22 protein-coding genes are annotated in these 24,126 nt (G+C 71.2%); 7 read left to right on the top strand and 15 right to left on the bottom strand.

Annotated elements, in window-relative coordinates:
- Positions 1-98 precede the first annotated feature (98 nt).
- Positions 99-2,627, top strand: a complete 2,529-nt coding sequence (locus ACWGO0_RS30805) for a glycoside hydrolase family 3 protein (protein WP_453542348.1) — start codon at positions 99-101, stop codon at positions 2,625-2,627.
- 21 nt (positions 2,628-2,648) lie between these two features.
- Here the strand turns inward: ACWGO0_RS30805 and ACWGO0_RS30800 are convergent, their stop codons facing one another.
- Together ACWGO0_RS30800 and ACWGO0_RS30795 are read right to left on the bottom strand one after the other, a co-directional pair.
- Positions 2,649-3,644 (bottom strand): aldose epimerase family protein, encoded by a 996-nt coding sequence (locus tag ACWGO0_RS30800; RefSeq protein ID WP_453542345.1) that lies wholly within the window; start codon positions 3,642-3,644, stop codon positions 2,649-2,651.
- Positions 3,645-3,655: 11 nt separating this feature from the next.
- Complete coding sequence (locus tag ACWGO0_RS30795) at positions 3,656-4,573, bottom strand: SGNH/GDSL hydrolase family protein (protein ID WP_453542342.1); 918 nt, start codon at positions 4,571-4,573, stop codon at positions 3,656-3,658.
- A gap of 373 nt (positions 4,574-4,946) precedes the next feature.
- Here ACWGO0_RS30795 and ACWGO0_RS30790 point away from each other — a divergent pair, with 373 nt between their 5' ends.
- Positions 4,947-5,441, top strand: coding sequence for a DUF3145 domain-containing protein (locus ACWGO0_RS30790; protein ID WP_453542339.1), 495 nt, complete (start codon positions 4,947-4,949; stop codon positions 5,439-5,441).
- A gap of 311 nt (positions 5,442-5,752) precedes the next feature.
- Here ACWGO0_RS30790 and fabF read toward each other — a convergent pair whose 3' ends face one another.
- The 5 genes from fabF to ACWGO0_RS30765 form a co-directional block, all read right to left on the bottom strand.
- Entirely contained in the window at positions 5,753-7,015 is a 1,263-nt protein-coding gene (gene fabF / locus ACWGO0_RS30785) for a beta-ketoacyl-ACP synthase II (RefSeq protein WP_453542336.1), read from the bottom strand.
- Positions 7,016-7,094: 79 nt separating this feature from the next.
- A complete protein-coding gene (locus ACWGO0_RS30780) occupies positions 7,095-7,343 on the bottom strand; it encodes an acyl carrier protein (protein ID WP_453542333.1) in 249 nt (82 codons plus the stop codon).
- A 61-nt stretch (positions 7,344-7,404) separates the two neighbouring features.
- The gene (locus tag ACWGO0_RS30775) at positions 7,405-8,406 is read right to left on the bottom strand and encodes a beta-ketoacyl-ACP synthase 3 (RefSeq protein ID WP_453542330.1); all 1,002 of its coding nucleotides are present in this window, start codon (positions 8,404-8,406) and stop codon (positions 7,405-7,407) included.
- A 13-nt stretch (positions 8,407-8,419) separates the two neighbouring features.
- Positions 8,420-9,334, bottom strand: coding sequence for an ACP S-malonyltransferase (locus tag ACWGO0_RS30770; protein ID WP_453542327.1), 915 nt, complete (start codon positions 9,332-9,334; stop codon positions 8,420-8,422).
- Positions 9,335-9,423: 89 nt separating this feature from the next.
- Positions 9,424-10,623, bottom strand: coding sequence for a PucR family transcriptional regulator (locus ACWGO0_RS30765; RefSeq protein WP_453542324.1), 1,200 nt, complete (start codon positions 10,621-10,623; stop codon positions 9,424-9,426).
- Positions 10,624-10,917: 294 nt separating this feature from the next.
- Between ACWGO0_RS30765 and ACWGO0_RS30760 the strand changes: the two genes are divergently transcribed.
- Entirely contained in the window at positions 10,918-11,586 is a 669-nt protein-coding gene (locus ACWGO0_RS30760; RefSeq protein ID WP_453542424.1) for a pirin family protein, read from the top strand.
- A gap of 18 nt (positions 11,587-11,604) precedes the next feature.
- Here the strand turns inward: ACWGO0_RS30760 and ACWGO0_RS30755 are convergent, their stop codons facing one another.
- The gene (locus ACWGO0_RS30755) at positions 11,605-12,420 is read right to left on the bottom strand and encodes a serine hydrolase domain-containing protein (protein WP_453542322.1); all 816 of its coding nucleotides are present in this window, start codon (positions 12,418-12,420) and stop codon (positions 11,605-11,607) included.
- Positions 12,421-12,496: 76 nt separating this feature from the next.
- Here ACWGO0_RS30755 and ACWGO0_RS30750 point away from each other — a divergent pair, with 76 nt between their 5' ends.
- Positions 12,497-12,958, top strand: coding sequence for a MerR family transcriptional regulator (locus ACWGO0_RS30750; protein WP_453542319.1), 462 nt, complete (start codon positions 12,497-12,499; stop codon positions 12,956-12,958).
- The gene (locus ACWGO0_RS30745; protein WP_453542316.1) at positions 12,958-13,971 is read left to right on the top strand and encodes an aldo/keto reductase; all 1,014 of its coding nucleotides are present in this window, start codon (positions 12,958-12,960) and stop codon (positions 13,969-13,971) included. Before ACWGO0_RS30750 ends, ACWGO0_RS30745 begins: the two co-directional genes overlap by 1 nt.
- A gap of 39 nt (positions 13,972-14,010) precedes the next feature.
- Here ACWGO0_RS30745 and ACWGO0_RS30740 read toward each other — a convergent pair whose 3' ends face one another.
- The 7 genes from ACWGO0_RS30740 to ACWGO0_RS30710 form a co-directional block, all read right to left on the bottom strand.
- Positions 14,011-15,219, bottom strand: coding sequence for an acyltransferase family protein (locus ACWGO0_RS30740; RefSeq protein ID WP_453542313.1), 1,209 nt, complete (start codon positions 15,217-15,219; stop codon positions 14,011-14,013).
- Entirely contained in the window at positions 15,216-16,259 is a 1,044-nt protein-coding gene (locus tag ACWGO0_RS30735; RefSeq protein ID WP_453542311.1) for an alpha/beta hydrolase, read from the bottom strand. Before ACWGO0_RS30735 ends, ACWGO0_RS30740 begins: the two co-directional genes overlap by 4 nt.
- 135 nt (positions 16,260-16,394) lie before the next feature.
- The gene (locus tag ACWGO0_RS30730; RefSeq protein ID WP_453542308.1) at positions 16,395-17,075 is read right to left on the bottom strand and encodes a response regulator; all 681 of its coding nucleotides are present in this window, start codon (positions 17,073-17,075) and stop codon (positions 16,395-16,397) included.
- Positions 17,072-18,415 (bottom strand): sensor histidine kinase, encoded by a 1,344-nt coding sequence (locus ACWGO0_RS30725; protein ID WP_453542305.1) that lies wholly within the window; start codon positions 18,413-18,415, stop codon positions 17,072-17,074. Before ACWGO0_RS30725 ends, ACWGO0_RS30730 begins: the two co-directional genes overlap by 4 nt.
- Positions 18,416-18,674: 259 nt before the next feature.
- Positions 18,675-19,595 carry a DUF4429 domain-containing protein gene (locus tag ACWGO0_RS30720; RefSeq protein WP_453542302.1) on the bottom strand — a complete coding sequence of 307 codons (921 nt, stop codon included), beginning with the start codon at positions 19,593-19,595 and terminating at the stop codon, positions 18,675-18,677.
- Positions 19,596-19,680: 85 nt separating this feature from the next.
- The gene (locus ACWGO0_RS30715; RefSeq protein ID WP_453542299.1) at positions 19,681-20,889 is read right to left on the bottom strand and encodes an alpha/beta hydrolase; all 1,209 of its coding nucleotides are present in this window, start codon (positions 20,887-20,889) and stop codon (positions 19,681-19,683) included.
- 251 nt (positions 20,890-21,140) lie between these two features.
- Positions 21,141-21,794: a TetR family transcriptional regulator gene (locus tag ACWGO0_RS30710; RefSeq protein WP_453542296.1), complete on the bottom strand. Its 654-nt coding sequence runs from the start codon at positions 21,792-21,794 to the stop codon at positions 21,141-21,143.
- Positions 21,795-21,909: 115 nt separating this feature from the next.
- Between ACWGO0_RS30710 and ACWGO0_RS30705 the strand changes: the two genes are divergently transcribed.
- Positions 21,910-23,529, top strand: a complete 1,620-nt coding sequence (locus ACWGO0_RS30705; protein WP_453542293.1) for an MFS transporter — start codon at positions 21,910-21,912, stop codon at positions 23,527-23,529.
- A 193-nt stretch (positions 23,530-23,722) separates the two neighbouring features.
- Positions 23,723-24,088, top strand: coding sequence for a peptidase inhibitor family I36 protein (locus ACWGO0_RS30700; RefSeq protein WP_453542290.1), 366 nt, complete (start codon positions 23,723-23,725; stop codon positions 24,086-24,088).
- Positions 24,089-24,126: the final 38 nt, after the last annotated feature.

The raw sequence follows: 24,126 nt of genomic DNA, 5'->3' as shown, positions 1-24,126 counted from the left end.
CCCCGTCAGCAGGACCGTACGGCATCCGGAGGGCACATCCATCCGTCAGATAACGAAATAATAACCAAACCTACCGCTCTACCTGTACCGACGTCACTATGGAGACCTTCGCAGTAATTCGACGAGGAGGTACGGCCGTGGCGGACGCGTCCACACCCAGCACGCCCGAGGCGGCCCGCGGGGCCGCAGTGGAAGCGGCGCTCGCCGCACTCGGCCTCGACGACAAGGCACGGCTCCTGGCCGGCCAGGACATGTGGTCCCTGCCCGCGCTGCCCGCGATCGGACTCCGGTCGCTCGTCATGTCCGACGGCCCGATCGGCGTCCGAGGCGTCCGCTGGTCCGCCGACGACCCCTCCGTCGCCCTGCCGTCGCCCACCGCACTCGCCGCGACCTGGGACCCCGCACTCGCCCGCCGGGCCGGCAGGCTCCTCGCCCAGGAGGCCCGCCGCAAGGGCGTCCACGTCCTGCTGGCGCCCACCGTCAATCTGCACAGGTCCCCGCTCGGCGGCCGTCACTTCGAGGCGTACAGCGAGGACCCGTACCTCACGGGCGAGATCGGCACCGGCTATGTGCGCGGCGTCCAGGACGGCGGAGTCGGCACCACCGTCAAGCACTTCGTGGCCAACGACGCCGAGACGGACCGCTTCACCGTCGACAACATCGTCGCCCCGCGCCCCCTGCGCGAGCTCTACCTCGCCCCGTTCGAGCGGATCGTCAAGAACGCCCACCCCTGGGGCATCATGGCCGCCTACAACCAGGTCAACGGCTCCACCATGACCGAGCACCGCTACCTCCAGAACGCGGTGCTGCGCGGCGAGTGGGGCTTCGACGGCTTCATCGTCTCCGACTGGCTGGCCGCCCGCTCCACCGTCGGCGCCATCACCGGCGGCCTCGACGTCGCCATGCCGGGACCCAGGACGGTGTACGGCGACGCGCTCGCCGCCGCCGTCAGGGCCGGGCACGTCGACGAGACGGTCGTCGACAGCGCCGTACGCAACGTCCTTCTGCTCGCCGCCCGCGTCGGCATCCTCGACGGCGCCCCGCCCGTCGTCGACCCGGCCGACCACCCCACGGGCATCGACGGCGAGGCACTGGCCCGCGAGATCGCCCGCCGCTCCTTCGTCCTCGTACGCAACGAGGGCGCCGCGCTCCCCATCCACCCCGGAGCCGTCCGCAAGGTCGCGCTCATCGGCGCCCTGGCCCGCGACGCCCGGGTACTCGGCGGCGGATCGGCCCAGGTCTTCCCCGACCACATCGTCTCCCCGCTGGCCGGCCTGACCGCCGCACTCCCGGAGGGCGTGGTCGACTACCGCGTCGGCGCCGATCCGAACGACGAACTCGCCCCCGCCGAGCAGGGCTTCGAGCTGAAGGCCGTCTGCTACGACCGGTCCGGCACCGTCCTCGGCACGGCCCCGCTGCACAGCGGCGCCGTCCAGTGGGTCGGCACCGACGTACCGGACGGCGTCACCCTCGACGCGCTCCACAGTGTCGAGGTGACCGGCACCTTCGTCCCGCGCGAGACCGGCGAGCACATCTTCGGTACCCGCGGCACGGGCGCCCTCACCCTGAAGGTCGCGGGCGAAACCCTGTACGACGACGTGCACCGGGTCACCGGCTCCACCGACCCGGGCGAGGCGTTCTTCGGCAACCCCGTCGAGCGCGCCCGGATCACGCTCACCGAAGGCGTCCCCGTCGACGTCTCCCTCCGCCAGGTGCCCGACACCCTCGGCGCCGACTCGCCGATCCCCGGCGTCTCTTTCTCCTTCGTCCACCTCGGTCCGCGCCGTGACCCCGCCGAACTGATCGCCGAAGCCGTCGAGGCGGCCCGCGCCGCCGACACCGCCGTCGTGGTCGTGGGCACCACCGAACACGTCGAGTCCGAAGGCTTCGACCGTACGGATCTGGCGCTCCCCGGCCACCAGGACGACCTGGTGAGGGCGGTCGCCGCCGCCAACCCGAGGACCGTCGTGGTCGTCAACTCCGGCTCCCCGGTGGAGCTTCCGTGGCGGGACGAGGTCGCCGCCGTACTGCTCGGCTGGTTCCCCGGCCAGGAGGCGGGGCACGCACTCGCCGACGTTCTGCTGGGCGTGGACGGCGCCGAACCGGGCGGCCGGCTCCCCACCACCTGGCCCGCCGCCCTCGCCGACGTCCCGGTCGCGGGCACCACCCCCACCGGCGGCGAACTCCACTACGACGAGGGCGTCTTCATCGGCTACCGGGCCTGGGAGAAGGCCGGCACGACGCCCGCCTACCCCTTCGGCCACGGCCTCGGCTACACCACCTGGACCTACGAATCCCTCGACGCCACCGCCGAGTCCGCGACCGTCCGCCTCCGCAACACCGGCCCGCGCCCCGGCGCAGAGACCGTCCAGCTCTACCTGGCACCGGAGTTGGAGACGCAGACGGAGACCATCGGACGGGCCGCCCGCCAACTGGCCGGTTTCGCCCGCGTCGAGGCGGCTCCGGGCGAGACCGTCGAGGTCACTGTCCCGCTGGACCGGCGGGCGTACGAGATCTGGGACGAGACCACCGACGGCTGGCGGCTGATCCACGGCACATACCAGGCACAGGCGGCCCGTTCCGTGTCCGACATCCGGCTGACCACCCCGGTGGAGATCAAGGACTAGACGAGGGCTCCCCGGCCCGGATCAGCGCACCGAGAACCCGTACACGGTCGTGGACGCGTACTCCTCGCCGGGCCGCAGGACCGTGCTCGGGAACTCGGGCCGGTTCGGCGAGTCCGGGAAGTGCTGGGTCTCCAGCGCGATGCCCGCGCACGGTCCGAACGGCTGCCCGTCGAAGTGGTCGGCGGTGTACAGCTGCATGCCCGGCTCCGTCGTACGGACCGTCAGGACCCGCCCCGACCCCGGCGCGTACAGCTCGGCCGCGACCCCGTCGTCCGTGGACCCGTCGAGCACGTAGTTGTGGTCGTACCCCGCGCCCACCGCCCGCGGCTCCCGGAAGTCGAAACGGGTCCCCTCCACCGCGGCGAACTCGCCCGTCGGCAGCGAGGCTCCGTCCACCGGGGTGATCCGCCCGGCGGCGATCCGCAGCTCGTGCCCGAGCGCGCTCGTCCCGTCCGCAGCGGCCAGGTTCCAGTACGTGTGGTTCGTCAGGTTCACCACCGTGGGCGCGTCCGTCGTCGCCCGGTACTCGATCCGCAGCGCCCCGCCCGCGTCCAGGCCGTACGTCACCGAGACCGCGAGCCGCCCCGGGAAGCCCTCCTCGCCGTCCTCGGCGACCAGGGAGAGGCACACGCCGTCCGTGACCTCCCGCGCCTCCCACACCCGCTTGTCGAAGCCGCGCGCCCCGCCGTGCACATGGTTGCGGCCCTCGTTCGGCGTCACCTGACGGGCCGTGCCGTCGAGCACGAAGCGGGCGCCCGCGATCCGGTTCGCGTACCGCCCGACCAGGGCCCCGAAATAGGGCCCGGAGAACTTCTCGTACGCCGCGAGGTCCGGCAGTCCCAGTGCCACAGGACCCCGTACGCCGTCCCGGTCGGGCACCTCGACCGACTGCACGATGCCGCCGTACGTCAGTACGCGCACCCGCGTGCCGCCCCGCTCCAGAGTCCAGCGCCGCAGGGGCGTGCCGTCGGCGAGAGCGGAGTAGTCCTCCGCGAAAATGTCCGTACGCGTCGTCATGATCAAAAATCCTACGCGGGCGGCTTGTCGGCCGTGACGTTGCGGTAAGCGATTTCTGCCAGCCTGGCCTGCCCGTTGCGGCCCGGATGGAACCAGTCCCACTGGCTGAGCTGCTCCCCGGTGAACCGGTAGTCGAAGACCGCCCCGCCGTCGTACCGGCACCGCGTGTCCTTCGCGCAGACCTCCTCCAGGACCCGGTTGTACGCGATCACCCGCTGCTGCACGGTGTCCCGCCGCGCGACGGCCGCAGCGTCCATGTTGTCCGCGTCGCCCAGCATCGACCGGCAGATCCCGAGCTTCCAGATCTGCTTGCCCAGCTCGTTGGTCCGGCCCGTCGACCAGAGACGCTTCAGATCGGGCACGCTCGACACGTACACCTGCGCCTTCGGCGCGGTGGCACGCAGCTGCCGCATCGACGCCTCGAACGAGACCCGGAAGTCCGCCACCGGCGTCATGATCCGTGGTGAGTCCCGGCACGCGTCATTGGCGCCGATCATCACCGTCACCAGATCCGGCTTCTCCTTCGCAGCCAGCGCCATCTGCTCGGGCAGCTGCGCTATCCGGGCGCCGGAAACGGCGTGGTTCCAGCTGCGCGACGCCGCCTTCGTCGCCCCGAGCAGGCGCACCGCGAGGCTGCGCACCCCGCTGTCGGTACCGGTGGCCCAGGACACCTCCGGGCAGTCGGCCAGCACCGAGCAGGCGTCGAAGCCGCGTGTGATCGAGTCCCCGACGGCGGCGAGCGAGGCCGGTGTGCGGTCCCAGAGCGGGGCCGGTGCGGGGGAGGCCCGGCGCGGGCCGTCCGAAGCGCGGCCCTTCGGGCCTTCGGCACTGCCGGAACAGCCCGTGAGCGCGAGGCCCGCGGTCATCGAAACCGCCGCCAGCGCGGCAACAGCGGTACGCCTGCGACGGCGTGACGAATGCTCCGGCATTCCTGGTCCCCTCCGGTCGAAGCCCCTGGTTATGCCGCTGGCCATGCCTCCGGCAAACCCCTGCGGTGCAGGTGGCGGGCCCGCGCGCCCTGCCGGGTGAAAGCTGCGCGAATCATGGGCCCGGGACCGACGGTACGTCACACGCCCGGCCCCGGCGCACGGTAGCTTTTCCCCGTCGGCCCAGTGGAGCCTTGCTCACCCGCGTACATATGGGTGGCTCCGGTACGTTACATCTCGTCACATACTGTCCCTTTTCAGGAGATTCACTCCCGATGCTGTTTACTGATGACAACCTCGGGAGCCGGCCGGGAAGAGGCGGTACGGGCACGAGGCCGCTGGGCAAGGCGAACTTCGTCCCACACTGGAGGTCCCGGTGACGACACGTGGAGTTCTGTACGTTCACTCCGCACCGCGCGCGCTGTGCCCACACGTCGAATGGGCGGTGGCGGGTGTCCTCGGTGTGCGGGTCCAGCTGGACTGGATCAGACAGCCGGCCGCCCCCGGCACCTGGCGGTCCGAATTCTCCTGGCAGGCCCGCCCCGGCACCGCCTCCCAGCTCGCGTCGGCGCTCCGGGGCTGGGACATGCTGCGCTTCGAGGTGACGGCCGAGCCGTCGTCGACGGCCGAGGGCGAGCGCTACAGCTCCACCCCCGGACTGGGCATCTTCCACGCCGTGACCGGTATGCACGGCGACATCCTGATCCCCGAGGACCGGCTGCGCGCCGCGCTCGCGAGGTCCGTACGCGGTGAGACGGACCTGGAGGCGGAGATCGCCAAACTCCTGGGCAAGCCGTGGGACGACGAGCTGGAGTCCTTCCGCCACGCGGGCGAGGGCGCGCCGGTGCGGTGGCTGCACCAGGTGGTGTGAGCGGGGGTCGCGCCCGCGGCGGGCTGTTCCCCTACCCGCCCCTTCCCGTAACCGGGGCTCCGCCCCAGACCCCGCGCCTCAAACGCCGGACGGGCTGAAAGATCCAGCCCTGGACGGGCTGAAAATCCAGCGCGGCCGGGCCACTTCCTTTCTTGCCGGGCCACTTCCAGCCCCGCCGGCGTTTGAGGCGCGGGGTCTGGGGCGGAGCCCCAGGTTCGGGAAGGGGCGGGTAGGGGAAAGGCCCGCGCAGCGCGAGAAGCCCGCCTCCCCGGACCGGGGAAGCGGGCTTCTCACATGCCATACGTACGCGATCAGACCGAACGGAACGCCAGCACCACGTTGTGCCCACCGAACCCGAACGAGTTGTTGATCGCCGCGATCGGCCCCTCCGGCAGCGGCCGGGGCTCGTCGCGCACGACGTCCGCCTCCACCGCCTCGTCGAGGTTCTCGACGTTGATCGTCGGCGGCGCCACCCGGTTGTGCAGCGCGAGGACCGTCGCGACGGTCTCGATGCCGCCCGCGCCACCCAGCAGGTGACCGGTCATCGACTTCGTCGCGGAGATCGCGACATGGTCGAGGTCGTCGCCCAGGACCTTGCGCAGGGCCTTGATCTCGGCGATGTCACCCTGCGGGGTCGACGTCGCGTGCGCGTTGAGGTGCACGATCTCGGCCGGCTTGAGATCCGTCGAGTCGAGCAGGTTCTGCATCGCCGTGGCGATCCCGCGGCCCGTGGGCTCGGGCTGCGCGATGTGGTGCGAGTCCGCGGACAGACCCTGGCCCACCACCTCGCAGTAGACCCTGGCGCCGCGCGCGGCCGCGTGCTCCGCGGACTCCAGGACGACGACGCCCGCGCCCTCACCGAGGACGAAGCCGTCGCGGCCCGTGTCGTACGGACGCGAGGCCTTCTCGGGCTCGTCGTTGCTCTTGGACATCGCCATCATGTTGGCGAACGCCGCGATCGGCAGCGGGTGGATCGCCGCCTCGGTGCCACCGGCGATGACCACGTCGGCACGGCCGGTGCGGATCATCTCGACGGCGTACCCGATGGCCTCGGCACCCGACGCGCAGGCGGAGACCGGGGTGTGGACACCGGCCTGGGCGTTGACCTCCAGGCCGACGTTGGCCGCCGGGCCGTTGGGCATGAGCATGGGAACGGTGTGCGGGGAGACGCGGCGTACGCCCTTCTCCTTCAGCACGTCGTACTGGTCGAGCAGCGTGGTCACGCCACCGATACCGGAGGCGATGACCGAACCGAGCCGCTCGGGACGGATCTTGTCGTCCTCACCGGCCTTGCCGGTGTAACCCGCGTCGGTCCACGCCTCACGGGCCGCGATCAGCGCGAACTGCGCCGAGCGGTCCAGCTTGCGGGCGAGCGGGCGGGGCAGGACATCGCCCGGGTCGACGGCCGCGAGAGCGGCGATCCGGACGGGCAGGTCCGCGAAGCGCTCGCCCTCGAGGGGCTTCACGCCGGAACGGCCGGCCATCAGACCTTCCCAGGTCGATGCGGTGTCGCCACCCAGCGGAGTGGTTGCGCCGATACCGGTGACGACCACGGTGCGATTGGTCGGGCTCACTGGAAAATCTTCTCCACGTGTAGAGGGTCGTGAATCAGCGGCGCCACCGCCGGGTGGCGACACACGAACCGGGCCTGGATCAGGCCTGGTTCTTCAGGATGTAGCCGGCGGCGTCGCCGACGGTCTTGAGGTTCTTGACGTCCTCGTCGGGGATCTTGACGTCGAAACGCTCTTCGGCGGCGACGACGACCTCGACCATGGACAGCGAGTCGACGTCCAGGTCGTCGGTGAAGGACTTGTCCAGCTGGACGTCCTCGACCGGGATACCGGCGATCTCGTTGACGATCTCGGCGAGACCGGTGACGATCTCTTCCTGAGTGGCGGCCATGTGGCGCTCCTTCGGTGGTTTCTTCAGGGTTCGGGCGTACGGACCGGAAGGTCCGGTGTGACTAGGGGAGGGTAACGACCGTTGCGGCGTAGACGAGACCCGCCCCGAAGCCGATGACGAGCGCGGTGTCGCCGCTCTTCGCCTGACCGGTCGCCAGGAGCCGCTCCATTGCGAGCGGGATCGAGGCGGCGGACGTGTTGCCGGTGGTCTCGACGTCACGGGCGACCGTGACGTGATCCGGCAGCTTCAGGGTCTTCACCATCGAGTCGATGATCCGCATGTTGGCCTGGTGCGGAATGAAGACATCCAGGTCGTCCGAGGTGATCCCGGCGGCCTCCAGCGCCTGCTGGGCGACCTTCGCCATCTCGAAGACGGCCCAGCGGAAGACCGCCTGGCCCTCCTGCGTGATGGCGGGGAACTTCTGCGGACGCTCGGTGTGGAATTCGTCCCACGGCACGGTCTGCTTGATCGTGTCGGACTTGTCGCCCTCGGAGCCCCAGACGGTCGGGCCCATGGCCGGTTCCTTCGAGGGGCCGACGACGACCGCGCCCGCGCCGTCGCCGAACAGGAAGGCCGTCGCGCGGTCCTCCAGGTCGGTGAGGTCGCTCAGCCGCTCGACGCCGATGACGAGTACGTACTCCGCCGAGCCCTCGACGATCATGCCCTTGGCGAGCGTCAGGCCGTAGCCGAAGCCCGCGCAGCCGGCGGAGATGTCGAAGGCGGCGGGCTTGCCCGCGCCGATCTTGTGGGCGATCTCGGTCGCGACGGCCGGGGTCTGCTTGAAGTGCGAGACGGTGGAGACGATCACTCCGCCGATCTGCTCGGGCGTGATCCCGGCGTCGGCGATGGCCTTGCCGGACGCCTCGACGGACATCGCGGCCACGGTCTCCTCCTCGGAGGCCCAGTGGCGGGTGGCGATACCGGAGCGTGAGCGGATCCACTCGTCGGACGAGTCGATCGTCTCGAGGATCACCTCGTTCGGCACGACACGGGTGGGGCGGTAGCCGCCGACACCCATGATGCGCGCGTACGGGGCGCCCTTGCTGGGCTTGATCTTCGACATGCTCTCGGGCTCCTTAGGCGCCTGCGTGCTCAAGCATGAGCGCGCGGGCCGCGTCGAGGTCGTCGGGGGTCTTCAGCGCCAGGGTCTTCACGCCGGGCAGCGCACGCTTGGCGAGACCGGTGAGGGTTCCGCCGGGGCAGACCTCGATCAGCGCCGTGACACCGAGCTGCTGGAACGTTTCCATGCACAGGTCCCAGCGGACGGGATTGGCGACCTGGCCGACGAGCCGCGTGATGATCTCGGTGCCGGTGGCGACCGCCTTGCCGTCGGCGTTCGACACGTACGTCACGGTCGGGTCGGCGACGGTCAGGTCCGCGGCGGCCACGCGCAGCTTCTCCACGGCCGGAGCCATGTGGTGCGTGTGGAACGCGCCTGCGACCTGGAGCGGTACGACACGGCGTACGCCTTCGGGCTTGTCCTCGACCAGCGCGGCGATCTGCGCGGCGGTGCCCGCGGCGACGATCTGCCCGCCGCCGTTGACGTTGGCCGGGGTCAGCCCCAGCCTCTCCAGGTGCGGGACCGTTACGGCGGGGTCGCCGCCGAGGAGCGCGGCCATGCCGGTCTCGGTGACCGCCGCGGCCTCGGCCATGCCGAGCCCGCGGGTACGTACGAGACGGAGCGCCGCCTCGTCGTCGATGACGCCGGCGAGGGCGGCGGCGGTGATCTCACCGACGCTGTGGCCCGCGACGACACCGGGCGAGGCGTCGAGTGCCGCCGACGACAGGAGACCCGCGGCGACGAGCAGCGGCTGGGCCACCGCCGTGTCACGGATCTCGTCCGCGTCGGCCTTCGTGCCGTAGTGGGCAAGGTCGAGCCCGATGGCGTCGGACCAGGCCGCGATGCGGTCGGCGGCACCGGGGAGGTCGAGCCAGGGAGTCAGGAAGCCGGGCGTCTGAGCGCCTTGGCCGGGAGCGACGAGTACGAGCACCCTCACACTCTCTCTTGTGGACGGCTCCCCACGCCCGTGGGGACAGGGACGAAGAACCGTCGGGGTAATTGTTGAAGTCCGACAAAAGTCTAGGACTGAGGATCTCCGGCGGCCAAGCGCCCCAGGATCAGGGCGATCCTCAGAGTGAACGCGGACCGTACGTCGGACGGCGACCAGCCGGTGACGTCGGTCACACGTCGTAGCCGGTAGCGCACGGTGTTGGGGTGCACGAACAGCATCCGGGCGGCCCCTTCGAGGCTGCTCGCCTGCTCCAGATACACACTCAGCGTCTCCAGGAGTGCGGAACCCGCCTCTTCGAGCGGTCTGTAGATCTCCTCCACCAGCTGGTCGCGCGCGGCGGGGTCTCCGGCCATGGCGCGCTCCGGAAGAAGATCGTCCGAGAGTACGGGACGCGGGGCGTCCTGCCAGGCGGAACACGCCTTGAGTCCCGCTGCCGCCGCCTGTGCGGACCTGGTGGCCGCCAGCAGGTCGGGCACCACGGGCCCGGCGACGACCGGACCGGCCGCATAGGGGCCGATCAGCGCCTTGGCGACCTGGAGGGGGTTGTCGCTGCCGCCCGCGATGACGACCAGACGGTTGCCGAGCACGCCGGTGAGGACCTGGAGCTTCGCGTGCCGGGCGGCCCGGCGGATCGCCTCGACCGTCAGCTCGCTGTCGCCGTCGGGCGCGGTGCCGAGCACCACACAGACATGTTCGGGCGAGCTCCAGCCGAGCGCGGCGGCCCGCGACACGGCGCCCTCGTCGGCCTCGCCGGAGAGCACCGCGTTGACCACCAGCGATTCCAGCCTGGCGTCCCAGGCGCCGCGCGCCTCGGCGGCCTGCGCGTACACCTGGGCGGTCGCGAAGGCGATCTCCCGGGCGTAGACGAGCAGTGCCTCACGCAGGACCGATTCGTCGCCGGGGGCGGCGACCTCCTCGATCGCGGTCTCCATGACCTCGATCGTCGTCCGCACCATCTCGACGGTCTGCCGCAGGGTGATCGCCCTGGTCAGCTCGCGCGGTGCCGTGCCGAACACATCGGTGGAGATGGCCTGCGGGGTCTCCGGATGCCGGAACCACTCGGTGAACGCGGCGATGCCCGCCTGGGCGACCAGGCCGATCCAGGACCGGTTCTCCGGTGGCATCGCCCGGTACCACGGCAGCGTCTCGTCCATGCGGGCGATCGCGTTCGCGGCCAGTCGGCCGGAGGCCTGCTCCAGCCGCTTCAGCGTCGCGGCATGCAGATGGGCTTTGTTCGCAGCGGGCTGCTCAGGATCGGGTCGGGGCACGGACACAAGACTGCCTTATCAGGGCCCCGGGACGGAGGGGCGGGGCGTACGGGAACACTGCAGTCACCGGCCCGGCCGGCTGAGCCCGTCCGGCACATGGGGGGCGGCGTCGCGGGGCTGGGCACGCGCATCTGCGGCGTTGTCGTCAATCACCAACTTCCCCGAGCTCTCGGCTTCGCTCGAGCAGGGGAGGCCCCATCGCGTTGCCTCAATCCTCCGCCTTGCAGCTGCACGCACCCAGCCCCGCTCCTTCTTCCACCCCCCATGTGCCGGACGGGCTAACGTGGGCACGTGATGGACGTACGCCGCTCCGGCGACCGCTTCCGTGGCGGGGACCAGGATCCGGGAACCTCCGCGGGCATCGAGTCGCTGCACGCCTTTTCCTTCGGGCGTTTCTACGACCCCGACAATCTGCGCTTCGGTCCGGTCCTGGCCTGCAACGAGGAGCGTCTCGCCCCCGGCGCGGGCTTCGACGAGCATCCGCACAGCCACACCGAGATCGTCACCTGGGTGGTCGAGGGCGAGCTGACCCACCGCGACTCGGCGGGCCACGCCACCGTCGTCAGGGCCGGAGACCTCCAGCACCTCAGTGCCGCGGCCGGGGTCCGCCACATCGAGCGCAACGACGGCGAGCACCCGCTGACGTTCCTTCAGATGTGGCTGGCGCCCCTGTCCCCGGGCGGCGAGCCCTCGTACACGATCGTCCCCGGCATCGCCGACTCCACCCCCTACGCCCTCCCCGCGGCCGGGGCGATGCTGCACGTCCGCAGGCTGGCCGAGGGGGAGCGCACGGCGGTGCCGGACGCGGTGGGGGTGTACGTGCACGTGGTGGACGGGGACGTGCGGATCGGCGGCGAGGAGCTGGGCCCCGGCGACTCCGTGCGCATCACGGGCTCGCAGGGGCTCGACGCGCTCGCCACGACGCCCGCGCAGCTGCTGCTCTGGGAGCTCGGCGCCGCGTGACGTGGTGGGCGTGCTGCCTTACCCCGCGAGTTCCGCCAGCACCGCGTCCGTGAACGTGGGCCACACCTCGGCAGCCCACGGCCCGAAGGCCCGGTCCGTCAGCGCCACGCAGGCCGCCCCCGCGACCGGGTCGATCCACAGGAACGTACCGGCCTGGCCGAAGTGCCCGAAGGTCGCCGGGGACGAGGAAGCGCCCGTCCAGTGCGGCGACTTGGAGTCGCGGATCTCGAAGCCGAGGCCCCAGTCGTTGGGGTTCTGGTGGCCGTAGCCCGGCAGCACACCCTTCAGGCCGGGGTGGACGACCGTCTGCGCGGCCAGCACCGTACGCGGGTCGAGCAGCCGCGGCGCCTGCACCTCCGCGGCGAACCGCGCCAGATCCTCGACGGTCGAGACGCCGTCCCGGGCGGGGGAGCCGTCCAGGGTGGTCGACGTCATGCCCAGCGGCTCCAGGACGGCCTGGCGCACGTACTCCGGGAACGGGATGTCGGTCGCCTTCGCGATGTGGTCGCCCAGCACCTCGAAGCCCGCGTTGGAGTAGAGCCGGCGGGTGCCGGGCGGGGCCGTCACGCGGTGCTCGTCGAAGGCGAGTCCGCTGGTGTGCGCGAGCAGGTGCCGGACGGTGGAGCCCTCGGGTCCGGCCGGTTCGTCGAGCTCGGCGGCCCCCTCCTCGTACGCCACGAGCGCCGCGTACGCCGCGATCGGCTTGGTGACGGAGGCGAGCGGGAAGCGGTGCGCGACCGGGCCGCGCGTACCGAGGACGGTGCCGTCCGCCCGTACGACGGCTGCTGCCGCGGTGGGGACGGGCCAGGTGTCGATCATCGCCAGACTCTGCATGCCCACGAGACTAAACCGAAACACACGCCCGAATCTGCTTGCTTGGAGTGCACTCCAAGGTTCTAGCGTGGAGGCCATGACGGTGATGGAAAGCACTTCCGCACGGACGGACGCCTGCGCATCGGCCCCGAGGGCGCATCCGCGTCCCGAGGGCCAGGACCGCTACACCATCAGCGAGGTCGTCGCCTTCACCGGGCTCACCGCGCACACCCTGCGCTGGTACGAGCGGATCGGACTCATGCCGCACGTCGACCGCTCGCACACCGGCCAGCGCCGGTTCTCCAACCGGGACCTGGACTGGCTGGCCTTCGTCGGCAAGCTCAGGCTGACCGGAATGCCGGTCGCCGACATGGTCCGGTACGCGGAACTGCTGCGCGAGGGCGAGCACACGTTCGAGGCGCGGCAGGAGCTGCTCGAAGCGACCCGCCGCGACGTACGGACGCGGATCGCGGAGCTCCAGGACACGCTCGCCGTACTCGACTTCAAGATCGATTTCTATGCGGGTGCCCGACGGGTGCCGGAGAGGCCCAGTGCCTGATGACTGACAACAAGATCGCCACCGTGCGGCTCGGCGGAGAAGGCCCGCAGGTCGGCGTCCAGGGGCTCGGCTGCATGGGCATGAGCGAGTTCTACGGGGACACCGATCAGGCCGCCGCCCGCGACACCCTCGAAGCGGCGCTGGAGGCGGGGGTCACCCTCTTCGACACCGCCGACGTCTACGGACGCGGCGCCAACGAGGAGTTCCTCGCACCCTTCGTCGGGGAGCACCGCGACGAGATCACGCTGGCGACGAAGTTCGCCATCGAGCGGACCGACGACCCGCACTACCGCGGTATCCGCAACGACCCCGCGTACGTGAGGCAGTCCGTCGAGGCCAGCCTGCGCAGGCTGAACACCGAGGTCATCGACCTGTACTACATGCACAGGCGCGACCCCGACGTGCCGCTGGCCGAGTCGGTCGGGGCCATGGCGGACCTGGTCCGGGAGGGCAAGGTCAAGCACCTCGGGCTGAGCGAGGTGACCGGCGCCGAGCTCCGCGAGGCGCACGCCGTGCACCCGATCGCCGCCCTCCAGTCGGAGTGGTCGCTGTTCAGCCGCGACGTGGAACGCAGCGCGGTCGGCGCCGCTGCCGAGCTCGGGGTGACGCTCGTGCCGTACTCGCCGCTCGGCCGCGGCTTCCTGACCGGGGCGTTCGCGGACGCCGGCAAGGAGCTGGCGGACGGCGACTTCCGGAAGTTCCAGCCGCGCTTCACCGGCGAGAACGCGAAGACGAACGCGGCCCTCCTGGAACCCGTACACAAGATCGCGGTTGCGCACGGGGCGTCGGCCGCCCAGGTCGCCCTCGCGTGGGTGCAGCAGCGGGCGCAGGTGCACGGGCTGACCGTGGTGCCGATTCCGGGGACCCGTAAGCGGAGCCGTCTGCTGGAGAACGCCGGGGCGACGCGGCTGACACTGACGGGGGAGGAACTGGCTCTGCTGGAGCCGATCGCGGGGCAGGTGGCGGGGCATCGCTACCTGGACATGAGCAGCACGTCCGCGGCACGCGAGTAGGGGGCACAGCCGGGGCCGGGGCCCCGGCCCTCCCCGCCCTCACGCCAGCCGCAGCGCGAAGACCGCGAACCCCGCCGCGAGCGCGCCCGCCGCCACCCGGCGGGCGTGCGAGGCGCCGGTTCCCGACTGCCACGGCGCCTCGAACCGCCGTGCGTACCGCGCGATCAGCACCAGCAGCCCCGCGAACACCGGCATCCAAGCCAGCCGGGCCAGAATCCAGCCGATCGTGTCCGGACCTGTCGTCAGCCCCGGCAGCGCACCGGCGAACGAGGCCGGGACGGCCGCGGCCAGCATCGCCGTCTGGTGCCAGCACAGGATCGTCATCGCGGAGAGGTTGATGACGACGACCGGCGCCCACACCATCGGCCTGCGCAGCAGCCCGGCGATCCGCCCCCGCAGCAGGATCGCCGCCCCGCTCTGCGCCGCCGCCAGCGCGAGCACCAGCAGGGACGGCGGGTGCGAGTTGGTGCGCGCCTCGCCCGGTACGCCGACCATCGAGGCCGGGTAGTGGAAGGCGAACAGCAGCACGGCGAACAGAACGCCCCCGCCGACGAGCAGCAGCCGGGCGCCGCGCTTCCCGATCCGGCCCTCGCCCCAGGACACCCCGAGCTGGTACGCGAAGAGCCAGCCCGGCAGGATGTTCAGCAGACTCAGCCAGGACGGCATGGCCTCCCCGTACGGCCCGTAGCGCAGGAAGTCGACCACGGCGACCGAGGCGAGCAGGGGCGCGGCAGCCCAGCCGCCCAGCTTCCTCGCCAGGCGCACGCAGTACGGGGTGAGGGCCGTGACCACGGTGTACACCCCGACGAACCAGAGCGGCTGGATCACCAGCGTCGACGCCGTGTGCAGGGTGTCGCCCGGCACGCCGAGCGCGTACAGCACGGGGAGCATCACCGCCCAGACGGCCGTCACCCCGAGCACCGGCCTGCCGAGACGGACCATCCGGCCGCGCAGCCAGTCGCCGGTCGTGGACTTCCTGCGACGGTACGAGAGCACGGAGGCGTACCCGCCCACCAGGAAGAAGATGCCGAGCATCTGGAGCACCCAGCTGACAGGGGCGAAGAATCCGAACGCGGCGAGCGGGCTCGCGTTGTGCAGGGCGCCCCCGCTGTCCAGCGTGAAGCCGCCCAGGAGCCAGTGCCCGGCCGGGACGGCGAGCAGGGCCAGGGCGCGCAGGCCGTCGATCGCGCGGTCGCGGTGGGCGGGGGTCCGGGCGTCGATCCGCGCCGCGAGCTGCCTGACGCTCATCGGGCCACTCCCTCGGCGATGGCGGCGAAGGAGCGGAGCGAGTCCGTCCCGGGCGCGAAGTAGCCGGTGTGTCCCTCGGCGTCCTTCGTGGGTACGGGGCGGGCGCCGAACGACGGATCGGTGGGGTCGGTGCCGTGTCCCAGACCGGCGACCTCGACGTTCGGTACGTCGTCGATCCAGTCCGTGGCGTCCTTGGCCGCCCAGACCCGGGCCCCGGTGCGCAGCTCGCCGACGTTGTCGGCGCGCATCCCGGGTGAGCCGACGGCGACCAGATCGGTGGCCCGGAGCCGGGGCGCCGCCAGGCCGCACACCACGGAGCCGTAGCTGTGGCAGAACACGGCCGGTGCGGGCAGGGAGTCGGCGGCGAGTCCGTCGGCGAGACGGGTCAGCCGCGCGGCTCCGGCCTCGGCGAGCCTGCCGCTCGCGGCGTCGATGCCCACGCCGACGGGGGTGGTGTAGCCGGCCCAGGCGATCACCGCGCTGCCAGTACCGGTCTCGGCGTACAGAGACTTCGCCATGCCCGAGGGGGTGCCGTACACATCATGCGTACGGTCGAAGGTCCCCGCGTCGATGTCGGAACCCGGCACCGTCACGGACACCCGTAGCGCCGACCGCAAGTCACCGAAGACCTCGGCCACTTGGCCGCGGCCCCTGGGATCGAAGGCGAGGATCTGCCGGCCGGGCCCCTGGAGGTGGGTGTACCGGGGATCGTGACCGGCCTTCAGCGCAAGGGCGTTGGCCCGGTAGCGCAGCTCCAGGGGAGCCCCGTCGAGGTTGCCGACCACCAGCGGATGCCGGGTCACCAGCGTCTGCTGCTCGGCGGCGGTCAACTCCCGGAAGAACCGCCCGACTTCGGCGGGCGTCGCCCGCGCCGGATCGGGCAACTCCCGTCCCAGGACGCCGTCCGCACTCCAAGAGGCGCTCCCGGGCGGTGGCCCGGTCAGTGCCTGCTGGGCATCCCCCGAGACCCAGCCCGCGCTTCCGGCCACCACGGTGGTCGCCAGTGCGACCGCGACCAGGGTTCTCGCGTAACGGCGCATCTCGCCCTCCCTCTCCGGCTGCACGCCGTCCGGCGTGACGGAGAGGAAGGTAGGAAGAGGGTGGGTGTGGGGGCGTCACACCAGGGAGCCAACTGCGAGGTGATACCGGGGTAGGGGGTGTACGGGGGGCAGGCCCTACCCTCCCGGGGCCACCAGCCCCGACTCGTACGCGAAGATCACGGCCTGCGCCCGGTCCCGCAGATCCAGCTTGGCCAGCACCCGCCCGATATGCGTCTTCACCGTCTGCTCGGCCAGCACCAGCCGTTCCGCGATCTCCTGGTTGGACAGACCCCTGGCGATCAGCTCCAGTACCTCGGTCTCACGCGGGGTCAGTCCGTTCAGCCGCAGCGCGGCACCGCTCCGGGCGGCGCCCGACGGCCGCTGGGCGGCGAAGTCCGCGATCAGCCGCCGGGTCACCGACGGGGCCAGCAGCGCGTCGCCCGCGGCCACCACCCGAACCGCCGCGATCAGGTCGGCGGGCGGCGCGTCCTTCAGCAGGAAGCCGGATGCTCCGGCGCGCAGCGCCTCGTACACGTAGTCGTCCACGTCGAAGGTCGTGAGCATCAGCACCTTCGGCCGGTGGATCACGCCCACGGGCGGGTTCAGCAGCTCGCGGGCCGCCGCGAGCCCGTCCATCTCGGGCATCCGCACATCCATCAGCACCACGTCCGGATGCTGCCGGCGGCTGACCTCGACGGCCCGACGTCCGTCCGGCGCCTCGCCCACCACATCGATGTCGCTCTGCGCCGCCAGCAGCGCCGCGAACCCCGCGCGCACCATGGCCTGGTCGTCGACGATGATCACGCGGATGGTCAAGAGTCCTCCGAGGTCGGGGCCGCGTTCAGAGGGAGCCGTGCGGCCACCCTGAACCCGCCGTCCGGCAGCGGACCGGTGTCCAGCGTGCCGCCGGTCAACCGTACGCGCTCGCGCATGCCGACCAGCCCGTGTCCCGTCCCGCTCGTCTCCAGCGGCGAACCGGCGCGCTCGGCCCGGTCGTTGACGACCACCACTGTCAGATGACCGTCCCCCGAGGTGACCGACACCCGGGTCCGCGCACCCGGCGCGTGCCGGACCACGTTCGCCAGAGCCTCCTGCACGATGCGGTACGCCGAGAGCTCCACCGCCTGCGGTACGTCCCCGCGCCCTGCCGCCTCCACCACCTCCGTGGCCAGCGACAGTTCGGCGGGCAGCCCCGCCCGTACCGTCGCCTCCACCAGCGCCTGCACCCGGCCGAGCCCGGGCTGCGGAGCACGCTCGCCCTCCGTACCGTCGCTGCGCAGCACCGAGAGCAGCCGCCGCATCTCGGTCAGCGACTCCCGGGCGCTCGCCGCGATGGCGCCGAACTCCTCGCGCGCCTCGTCGGACAGCCCGCTGATCCGGTACGGCGCGGAGTCTGCCTGCACAGTGATCACCGACATGTGGTGGGCGACCACGTCGTGCAGTTCGCGGGCGATCCGGGTCCGTTCCTCCAGGAGCGTGCGCTGCGCCCGCTCGGCCTCGCTGATGGTCTCCTGCTCGGCGAGCCGGCGCCGGGCCTCGCCCCGTTCCCGTACAGCCGCCCCGATCACCAGCACCACCGCGCCGAGGATGAACAGGAGCAGCGCGCTGCCGTTGCTGCGCGCGGGCTCGACCGTATGCAGGATCAGCCCCGCCGCACCCGTCGCCAGCCAGACGCAGACCACGGTCCTGCGGGTCTCGCGCAGGCCCAGCGCCAGCAGGACGAAGAGGTAGCCGACGATGACCGGCGGGGTCCACGGCCAGATGTCGTACTTCTCGACCGGTTCCGCCAGCAGGACCAGGGCGCCCACGATGTCGGCGGGGAAGATGATCCACCAGGCCTGCAGGGGGCGGTGCGCCAGCATCAGCAGCGGCGCCGCCTGTGCGACGGCGAGCGCGCCGGCCACCCCGCCTGCCACCCCGTACTGCGAGGTCAGGACGTTGATCGTGACGGGGATGAAGGTGGCCGCCAAGGCGACGACGACAGCGTACGGAAGCAGCCGCTGCCACAGTTTCGGGGCGTCGGCGAAGAGCGGGGTGGGCGGATGGGACGCGTGGGACAGCCCGTGGGCGAGCTCGCGCAGATTGCGGCGGGCGGCGCTCAGCAGGCCGTCGGCGGGCGGCGGCCCGGCGGGTGAAGGCGAAGGTGAAGTGGACATGGCCCGCTCACCCTAGGGCCTCTCGTTTGGATCATGCCGGGCTCGCGGGGTCTGGCACGCGCATCTGCGGCGTTGTCGTCAATCACCAACTTCCCCGAGCTCTCGGCTTCGCTCGAGCAGGGGAGACCCCATCGCGTTGCCTCAATCCTCCGCCTTGCAGCTGCACGCACCAGACCCCGCTCCCTGATCCGGCCTGATCCAAACGAAAGGCCCTAGGCACCTGACCCGCCGGACCACGTCATACCGGAGTATCGACCCGCTACAGCTCCGCGAGCAGCTGCGCCTTCTTCGCGCCGTACTCGTCGTCGGTGACCAGGCCGGCCTGGTGCAGTTCCCCCAGGTGCCTGATCCGCTCGGCGATGTCCGCCGGATCGCGCCGCACGGCGCCGACCAGGGCGGCGGGCGCCGTCGCGGGGGACGGCTGACGGCGGCGTACGGATTCCAGTACGGCGGCGGCGAACGGCAGCGACTCGTGCACCGGGCCGTATCCCAGACCGAAGACGACCGCCGCCGGGTCCTGGTCCGCCTGTGCGGGGCGGGCTGCCGGCTGCTGGAGGCCCTGTGCCCCGTCCGCCGGGCCCGCAGGCCCTGCGTCCGCCGCCGTACGCGGCACGAGCCGCAGATAGCCGTCGAAGGCCTCCGGCGAGCGCCACTCGACGCCGCTCAGCTCCCCGACCGGGAACGTCTGGTCGCCCGCCTTCCACTTGGCGCTGGACGCACCGGTCCAGAACCACCGGAAGGAGATCCGGTCGCCGTCGAAGCTCGCCCGGCCGTCGTACGCCTTGAAGTTCATCGGCGCCTCGGGAGCCGCGACCATGAAACGGTCGGCGGGCCGTGCGGCGTCCGGCCCGAGGAGGGCGCGCAGCTCGTCCGCGTAGTACTCGGCGAGCGTCTCGCGTTCGGCGGGAAGCACCAGCCGGTACGGATCGCAGCCGTCCTTCAGCTGTCCGGCCGCAGCCTCCAGCAGTGGATCGGCACCGGGTCTCGGCACCACGCGCAGGACCACCGTGCCCCGCTTGCCCGGGTTCAGCGTCACCGAAGACAACGCCGCGTGCGGGACGCGACGTTCACGCAGACTCTGGAAGAGCTTCGGCGTGCGGATACCCCGTTCGAAGCGGATGAGCACGGAGTCGGTGTCGAACTCCCAGGTGGCATGAATTCCGGCCAGCACATCACCCATGTGCCTCATCGTATGCGGCACCGGCCTCCACGTCCCCCCTCGGAGTGAGCCGCAATTCGGCCCGTATCACTGCGCTCTACGCGCGTCAGGTGTTCCGCTCGCCGGAAATCCCGCTGTGGCAGGCGCCGTCGCCGCTCGCGCAGCTGATCGAGTCGTAGGCGCCCACGCCGATTGCCGCGAAGTTGCTGAGGCTCTCCGTGCCCGGCTCGAAATAGCCGCTGTGCCCGATCGCGCCCCGTGCCGACATGAGCCGCGCACCGAACTTCGGGTCGACCGGGTCGGCGCCGTGGCCGATGCCCCCGACCGCCAGGTACGGCACGTCCTGGATCCAGTCGTCGCGGTCCCGCGTCGCCCACACCCTGGCTCCGGTGTCGAGCTGCTCCGCCCGCTGCACCCGCATGCCCGGGCTGCCCGCGACCGCGATGTCCGTCACCCGTGACGGCAGCTTGTCGGCCGCGACCCCGCACAGCACGGAGCCGTAGCTGTGGCAGAACAGCGAGACGCGCGAGGCGCCGGGCAACACGTCGACCAGGGCGTTCAGCCGCACCGCCCCGGCCTTGGCGAGCCTGCCGAGCGCCGCGTCCACGCCGATGCCGGCGGGGGAGGTGTAGTCGGCCCAGGCGATGACCGCGGTACGGGTACCGGGGCGGGCGGCGCGTTCCGCCGCGTACAGGGACTGGGCCATACCGACGGGGGCCGAGTACTTGCGGCCGGAGCGTTCCAGCGTCAGCAGATTGGTGTCGACACCCGGGACCACGACCGAGACCCGGCTCGCCGTGTCCAGATCGCCGAAGACCTCGGCGGCGTGCCCCTTCCCCGAAGGGTCGAAGGCCAGGAAGTGGCGGTCCTTCGCGAGCATCGAGCCCAAGCGGTCCATCCTGCGCGCCGCCTCGTTGCGGCCGCCGGGCGAGAGCCTCGTGTCGTGCATCCGCAGCTGCTCCGCCGCCTTCGCCTGCTTCAGTGCCTGACGGTTGGCCTGGTAGCGCAGAGTGACCGGGGCGCCGTTCAGATTCCCCACGACGAGCGGGTACCTGCGGGCGAGCGTCGTCTGCTGCCGGTCGGTCAGTGTCGCGAAGAAGTGGGCCAGCCGGTAGGGCGGCGAACCGATGTCCGGCAGTGCGTGACCGGCTATCCGTCCCTGCGCCCAGGAGGCCAGCGCGACCTCGCGTGGCTCGTCGGAGCGTTGCTGACGCACGGCGGTCCACCCGGTGGTCGCCAGCATCACGAACACCACCGCGACGGCGAGCAGCGCGCGCCATGCGGTGAGCGTGGGGGAGGAGTCGAAGGAAGTCACTGCGCCACACACTAGGAGACGAGCACCGGAGCCCGTGACGGGGGTGACACACATCACCTGACAGTGAGGAATTCGAGCGCCGTTCCTCACGCTGCGTGTGCGCCCCGCGTACGCTCCGGTGCGCCGAACGGCCGGTCGGCCGGGGATGCGGGTACGCGGGCCGGATGTGTGTGAGGTCCGCCATGCCGAGGCCCTGAGATGTGCGGCACACGCTGCGGGGGAACTGTCCCGGGACCTCCGCCGGGAACCGCCTAGGATCTGCGCCAGTTCCCGGCGAGCGTCGGGCCGAGGTAGTCCAGGTACTCCTCGGTCACGGCCCGCATCGACTCCACGCTGATGTCGTGCCCGTGCCCCCACTGCTGCCCGGCCACCCGCATCACCCCGGAGAACGCGGCGACGGCGATCCGCGGGCGCGGATCGGACTCCAGGTCGAGGCCCTCGCGCCGGGCGATCAGCCCGGCGATCTCCTCCTCAAGGGCCACGCCGCGGCGCATGTGGGCGGCGAGCAGGGACGGGGTCGACTCGATCATCCGGTACGTCCGCATGTGGAGTTCGACCGGGATGAGCGCCTCGATGGCCTCGCCGATGCTGTCCCAGGAGCACAGGACGGCCGCTCGCATCGCCTCGAAAGGGGTTTCCGCGGCGGGACGTTGACGCAGCTCCGCGAAGAAGCGGGACTCGACCATCGTCTGTACGGCGAAGGCGGCCTCCTCCTTGTTCGCGAAGTAGCGGAAGAAGGTGCGCTGGGAGACCTCGACGGCTTCGGCGATCTCGTCGACGGTCGTCCGCTCGTACCCCTGGGTGGTGAAGAGCTCCAGGGCGGCGTGCAGGAGGGCGTCACGGGTGCGTCGTTTCCTGCGTTCACGCAGTCCGGCCGGGAGTTCGGCTTTCTGCCCTTCTGGCACGTATCGCTCTCTTTCTGACGTTTCGACCGGCTCGGGTCACCTGTGAGCTACGTGACAGTTACCGAGTTGTGAATTGGTTTGTCAACTGTCAGTGGCTGACACTAATCTCCAGCGCATGACTAGTCAGACCACCGTTGAGAAGGCGTCGCGGGAGCCGGCAGAGACTGTTCCCCCAGCGCCGGCCAAGGGGCTTCGCGGCCACCCCTGGCTGACGCTGTTCGCCGTCGCCATCGGCGTGATGATGGTCGCGCTCGACGGCACGATCGTCGCGATCGCCAATCCCGCCATCCAGAAGGATCTCGGTGCCTCGCTGGCCCAGGTCCAGTGGATCACCAATGGCTACCTGCTCGCACTCGCCGTCGCGCTGATCACCGCGGGCAAGCTCGGTGACCGCTTCGGCCACCGCCAGACGTTCCTGATAGGCATCGCCGGTTTCGCCCTGGCGTCCGGTGCGATCGGTCTCTCCAGCGAGATCGGCCTGGTCATCGTCTTCCGGGTCCTTCAGGGTCTCTTCGGCGCGCTGCTCATGCCGGCGGCGCTCGGTCTCCTGCGGGCCACCTTCCCCGCCGAGAAGCTGAACATGGCCATCGGCATCTGGGGCATGGTCATCGGTGCGTCCACCGCCGGCGGCCCCATCGTCGGCGGCCTGCTGGTCGAGCACGTCAGCTGGCAGTCTGTCTTCTTCATCAACGTGCCGGTCGGCGTCCTCGCGCTCGCCTTCGGCCTGGTGATCCTCAAGGACCACCGTGCGGCCAACGCGCCGCGGTCCTTCGACATCCTGGGAATCCTGCTGCTCTCGGGCGCGATGTTCTCCCTCATCTGGGGGATCATCAAGGCCGGTGAGTCCTGGGGCTGGACCGATGGCAGGACCATCGGATTCCTCGGACTCGCGCTCCTCCTCTTCCTGGCCTTCGGCTTCTGGGAGACCAAGGTCAAGGAGCCGCTCGTCCCGCTGGGGATGTTCCGCTCCGTCCCGCTGACCGCGGGCACCGTCCTGATGGTGCTGATGGCCTTCGCCTTCATGGGCGGCCTGTTCTTCGTGACGTTCTTCCTCCAGGGCGTCCACGGCATGAGCCCGGTCGACAGCGGTCTGCACCTGCTGCCGCTCACCGCCATGATGATCGTCTCCTCGCCCGTCGCGGGCGTACTGATCACCAAGTTCGGCCCGCGCGTGCCGCTGGTCGGCGGCATGGTGTGCACGGCCGTGGCCATGTTCGGCATGACGACCCTCAGCGAGAGCACCGGAACCTTCGGCATGTCGCTCTGGTTCGCGCTGCTCGGCTGCGGGCTCGCACCGGTCATGGTGGGCGCCACCGAGGTCATCGTCGGCAACGCGCCGATGGAGCTCTCGGGTGTGGCCGGCGGCCTCCAGCAGGCCGCCATGCAGGTCGGTGGAGCCCTGGGCACCGCCGTCCTCGGTGCGGTCATGTCGGCCAAGGTCAGCGCGGAGTTCGCGGGCAACTGGAAGGACGCGGGCCTGCCGGGCCCGGCAGACCCCAAGCTCGAAGAGGCGGCGGAGTTCGGCATCGTCCCGGTCGAGGAGCTGGCCAAGGCTCCCGGTATGACCCCGGACGTGATCGACGGCATCGGCGGGGTCATCCACGACACGTTCATGTCGGGGATGGGCCTCGCCTTCACCGTCGCGGGTGTCGTGGCCGTGGTCGCCGCCCTGGTTGCCACCCTCACCAAGCGCGGCGAGAACGCCGAAGCGGGCGCGGGAGCCGGACACATCTAGGTTCTGTCCGCGAAGAAACCGGTCGCCGGACGGGCTCGCCGCCCGTCCGGCGATTTCTTTATGCCGGGTTCTCTGTGCCAGGCATCGGAAACACCTATCCGGGTGATGCCGCCCGGGAGCTATTCCCCGGGCGCTGCCCCGCAGGTCAGGGTGCGGACAACTTGATCCGCACGACCACGGGGAACGATCCACCATGCGTACGACAGTCATTGCCGCCGCCCTGGCAGCCACCGCACTCATTCCCACGGCCGGCGTCCACGCCGCGGCACCCGTCCGGCTCGGCACCTGCGACGCCGGGCAGCTCTGCCTATGGAAGAAACCGGACTTCACCGGCGCCCGGCAGGTCCACGAGCTGTCCACGGTCGACGTCGACAGCTGCGTACCCCTGCCCGCCGGAACCAGGGCCCAGGCGCTCGCCAACCGCACCGGGCGCCACGTCACCACCTACCAGTCGGCGGAGTGCGCCGAGACCGGTGAGTTCGAGACCTACCCGGGCGGCGGCACCTGGGTGCCCAGGTCCTCGTACCAGGTCAGGGCCTTCAAGATCTGGGAGCACTGACCCACAGAGACGGGGAAGGGGCGGCGCGACCCTACGGT

It is taken from the genome of Streptomyces sp. NPDC055749, from assembly GCF_053617235.1.
This window is presented reverse-complemented; position numbering and strand designations above follow the sequence as displayed.

Coding starts and splice junctions, on each gene's coding strand:
- ACWGO0_RS30780 (WP_453542333.1), bottom strand. CDS start 7,343: ATGGCCGCCACTCAGGAAGAGATCGTCACCGGTCTCGCCGAGATCGTC.
- ACWGO0_RS30745 (WP_453542316.1), top strand. CDS start 12,958: ATGACTGACAACAAGATCGCCACCGTGCGGCTCGGCGGAGAAGGCCCG.
- ACWGO0_RS30700 (WP_453542290.1), top strand. CDS start 23,723: ATGCGTACGACAGTCATTGCCGCCGCCCTGGCAGCCACCGCACTCATT.
- ACWGO0_RS30775 (WP_453542330.1), bottom strand. CDS start 8,406: ATGTCGAAGATCAAGCCCAGCAAGGGCGCCCCGTACGCGCGCATCATG.
- ACWGO0_RS30760 (WP_453542424.1), top strand. CDS start 10,918: ATGGACGTACGCCGCTCCGGCGACCGCTTCCGTGGCGGGGACCAGGAT.
- ACWGO0_RS30720 (WP_453542302.1), bottom strand. CDS start 19,595: ATGGGTGATGTGCTGGCCGGAATTCATGCCACCTGGGAGTTCGACACC.
- ACWGO0_RS30795 (WP_453542342.1), bottom strand. CDS start 4,573: ATGCCGGAGCATTCGTCACGCCGTCGCAGGCGTACCGCTGTTGCCGCG.
- ACWGO0_RS30805 (WP_453542348.1), top strand. CDS start 99: ATGGAGACCTTCGCAGTAATTCGACGAGGAGGTACGGCCGTGGCGGAC.
- ACWGO0_RS30740 (WP_453542313.1), bottom strand. CDS start 15,219: ATGAGCGTCAGGCAGCTCGCGGCGCGGATCGACGCCCGGACCCCCGCC.
- ACWGO0_RS30750 (WP_453542319.1), top strand. CDS start 12,497: ATGACGGTGATGGAAAGCACTTCCGCACGGACGGACGCCTGCGCATCG.
- ACWGO0_RS30725 (WP_453542305.1), bottom strand. CDS start 18,415: ATGTCCACTTCACCTTCGCCTTCACCCGCCGGGCCGCCGCCCGCCGAC.
- ACWGO0_RS30800 (WP_453542345.1), bottom strand. CDS start 3,644: ATGACGACGCGTACGGACATTTTCGCGGAGGACTACTCCGCTCTCGCC.
- ACWGO0_RS30755 (WP_453542322.1), bottom strand. CDS start 12,420: ATGCAGAGTCTGGCGATGATCGACACCTGGCCCGTCCCCACCGCGGCA.
- ACWGO0_RS30705 (WP_453542293.1), top strand. CDS start 21,910: ATGACTAGTCAGACCACCGTTGAGAAGGCGTCGCGGGAGCCGGCAGAG.
- ACWGO0_RS30735 (WP_453542311.1), bottom strand. CDS start 16,259: ATGCGCCGTTACGCGAGAACCCTGGTCGCGGTCGCACTGGCGACCACC.